This is a genomic window from Nostoc sp. (genome assembly GCF_036917455.1).
GTDB lineage: Bacteria > Cyanobacteriota > Cyanobacteriia > Cyanobacteriales > Nostocaceae > Nostoc.
Genome location: NZ_JBALDK010000140.1, coordinates 1 through 2,779 on the forward strand (window position 1 = coordinate 1; position 2,779 = coordinate 2,779).

The following is a 2,779-nucleotide window of genomic DNA, read 5'->3' on the forward strand; positions in this document are numbered from 1 at the left end:
TCCCCATACACGATTATCATTCTTGTTAAGACTGTTTTGAGTATTTTAGCTGATTGACAAAAGGCGCTTTATTCTAACCTCTCACGGATGGTCTTGCACTTGCTCAGAGCGTTCTTTCGACCAGTGACCGCTCAACAATCCCCGTGAGAGGACTCCATAAGCGGTGACAGCAATGCCCAATTCTCTCACGGTTGGCAGGATGTCATCTTCAATGCCACGACTCATCAGGGAATATTCGATCTGAAGCGAAGCGATTGGATGAGTCCTATGAGCGCGGCGAATTACATCTGCACCCACTTCAGATAAACCAATCTGGCGAACATATCCAGCTTTCACCATTTCGCTAATCGCCCCAATAGTCTCTTCAATAGGCACTTTCGGATCGAGCCGGGCTGGTTGGTAAAGGTCAATGTAATCGGTTCCCAGTCGTTTCAGTGTATAGGCAAGTGAGGTCTTTACGGCTTCAGGGCGACCATCGAAGCCAATAAAGTTGCCATCAGGAGAGCGCAGCGCACCGAATTTAACAGCAATGAAGACATTTTCCCGCCGTCCTGTTAAGGCTTCGTTGAGTAGCAGTTCATTGTGCCCCATGCCGTAAAAGTCGCCTGTATCCAGTAAGTTAATACCTGCATCAAGGGCTGCATGAATTGTTGCAATACTTTCGTTGCGATCGGCTAGCCCATAAACATCAGACATACCCATACAGCCAAGCCCAAGCGCCGATATTGTTGAACCGTTTTTTCCGAGTTGACGCGACAACATAGCAACTTCTCCACTGTGGTGATAAAACTATAATATCAGTCAAATGACAAAAATCAATATCTGTCATTCAATCTTTGTTAAAAAACTATTCGCATTATGTCTGATTAGCCGTGCTGTAGGAGCGATCGCTAGTTGTTACTTTTTACTCAAGCCAGGGAACTCTATGAATACGATTCAGGAATTCGCACAGCATTGAATAGAGAAAGGCTTCCGTATGGTAGCAACTGGCTGTGGGTTTATTGGAACTGTGTTGTAAGGAATCCCCAGTGAGTCTATGGGCGAGAAAGCCGTCTAATCCGTTCTAATGTGTCACGGAATTGTTTACGCCTTTCTTGGGCCTGTGCCTCTCTCAATGCTCTAGCTGAAATTCTTTTCAGCCGAGGAAGAGTTTGCTCTGGTTCCAAAATCTTAATCTTCATTGTCTAAAATTCCTATAAAAGTTTCAGTTACCCTGAATGCCCAGTGGAGCTTATCGCAATTTAGAATTTTTTGTCATCCAAAATCCTAGATTAAATACCATTCCTAGCTCCCAAGCAATTCCTAAATAGAGATTAAATTTCATTAGTCCCACGCCGAAGGCAGCCCCAATCAACAATCCAACCAACTCATAATTCATAACTACAAACCAATGATTGCAGAAGATCCTAAACAAATTATCTGGGACATGATGACCAGCTTTTCAGAAAGAATGTGGTCAGTTAGGTGATGTTCTGGGCTTGAATTTGTACTTTGGAAGAAATCCCCACACGATACAAGCCAGCCAGTAAGCTCCCGGGTTAACTCCCGCGTAGACTTATTTTATTTTTGTCTTTCATTATTAAAGAGCTTTTCAGTCTTGCTCCAATTGTGCTTGATTATGTCAATCAGTCCATTGTGTTGTAAAAGAAGAGCATCTTTATAGTTAGTATAATCTTGTAAATGAATGTCTACTTTTCTATCCAAGGCAATAAATTTATCATTGAATTTATCTTTTAAGTTATCAATTGTAATAAAATTGGCGGCTTCTAGATTTGCAATTTTAGAATTCATATTCGATTCTAAGTTTGCAATTTTAGTATTGATGCTTGATTCAATTTGAGCCAGCTTGTAAATAGCCGAAAATATCGTAATAACTCCGACCACAAAAGTAACTGAGTTGTGAATATCCATTTTGTTATTCAATGTTCTTTAGCACTAGACCCAGACTTTGGTCAGCCACTAGGACTATTATGGGAGAAATTGTGGCATCGACAACACAAAGCATCTCCACCACCAGGGGAAACATCTACGGCAAAAAAAAAAGCGGTTAAAAAAAGAACGTTTAATCGCCAAGAATAGAGCTTTTAAAGAGAAAGAATCTTATCGATGGGTTGAAGCTTTTCAAAAAGTAAACAAATTATTTAAGGGTTTAGAAATGCCTGATGGTGGAATACTTACAAGAGTGATTCATGTCTTTGACCGTGAAGGAGATATTGCAGAAGTATTCGCACTTCAAGGTAAAAATAAAAATACAGGTGTAGTTGTCAGAGCCGCTCAAAATCGTTGTTTAGAGGGAGAAAATTCTTATTTATGGGAGTATGTAACATCCCAGGAAGTGCAGTTTATAAAAGAGGTCGAATTACCTGAAACTAAAAAGCGCTCTGAAAGAACTGCGACTTTAGAAATCAGGTATTGTCCAGTATCAATAAATCCTCCTTATCGGTTAAAAAAGTCAGGCAACTTTAACGTTTATGCGCTCTTTGCGACAGAGATTAATGTGCCAGACGGATGCGAACCAGTTACGTGGATGCTACTGACAAACGAGTTAGTAACAACACAGGCAGAAGCATCTCAAATCCTTCGGTGGTATACGTATCGCTGGCGGATAGAAGAGTATCACAAAATCCTCAAATCTGGCTGTAAAGCGGAAAGTTACCGCTTGGCGGGTGAGAGTATGTCAACAAGTTCAAGACGATGATATCGGCTATCGGCTTTTGAAGAAACATTTTCTCTTGCATGTTCAAGACGATTTAACGTACTTTTTCCCGCCATCTTAACT

The 2,779-nt window shown here is 40.9% G+C and carries 5 protein-coding genes; 2 read left to right on the forward strand and 3 right to left on the reverse strand.

Translation table 11 applies throughout. The features are described from left to right. Window positions 1-81 precede the first annotated feature (81 nt). The 3 genes from V7K42_RS14275 to V7K42_RS14285 all read right to left on the reverse strand — a co-directional run bounded on the left by V7K42_RS14275 (window position 82) and on the right by V7K42_RS14285 (window position 1,911). On the reverse strand, window positions 82-762 hold the full coding sequence (locus tag V7K42_RS14275) for an aldo/keto reductase (RefSeq protein WP_334917170.1): 681 nt from the start codon (window positions 760-762) through the stop codon (window positions 82-84). Between the two features lie 272 nt (window positions 763-1,034). Further along, window positions 1,035-1,181, reverse strand: coding sequence for a hypothetical protein (locus V7K42_RS14280; RefSeq protein WP_334917172.1), 147 nt, complete (start codon window positions 1,179-1,181; stop codon window positions 1,035-1,037). Between the two features lie 379 nt (window positions 1,182-1,560). Beyond that, window positions 1,561-1,911 carry a hypothetical protein gene (locus V7K42_RS14285; RefSeq protein ID WP_334917174.1) on the reverse strand — a complete coding sequence of 117 codons (351 nt, stop codon included), beginning with the start codon at window positions 1,909-1,911 and terminating at the stop codon, window positions 1,561-1,563. Between V7K42_RS14285 and V7K42_RS14290 the strand changes: the two genes are divergently transcribed. Both V7K42_RS14290 and V7K42_RS14295 read left to right on the forward strand, forming a co-directional pair. After that, window positions 1,900-2,079: a hypothetical protein gene (locus V7K42_RS14290; protein WP_334917176.1), complete on the forward strand. Its 180-nt coding sequence runs from the start codon at window positions 1,900-1,902 to the stop codon at window positions 2,077-2,079. The genes V7K42_RS14285 and V7K42_RS14290 overlap by 12 nt on opposite strands. Beyond that, window positions 2,066-2,698, forward strand: coding sequence for an IS4 family transposase (locus V7K42_RS14295; RefSeq protein ID WP_334917178.1), 633 nt, complete (start codon window positions 2,066-2,068; stop codon window positions 2,696-2,698). The genes V7K42_RS14290 and V7K42_RS14295 overlap by 14 nt, the downstream gene beginning before the upstream one ends. The last annotated feature ends 81 nt before the right edge of the window (window positions 2,699-2,779 follow it).

Coding starts and splice junctions, on each gene's coding strand:
- V7K42_RS14275 (WP_334917170.1), bottom strand. CDS start 762: ATGTTGTCGCGTCAACTCGGAAAAAACGGTTCAACAATATCGGCGCTT.
- V7K42_RS14285 (WP_334917174.1), bottom strand. CDS start 1,911: ATGGATATTCACAACTCAGTTACTTTTGTGGTCGGAGTTATTACGATA.
- V7K42_RS14280 (WP_334917172.1), bottom strand. CDS start 1,181: ATGAAGATTAAGATTTTGGAACCAGAGCAAACTCTTCCTCGGCTGAAA.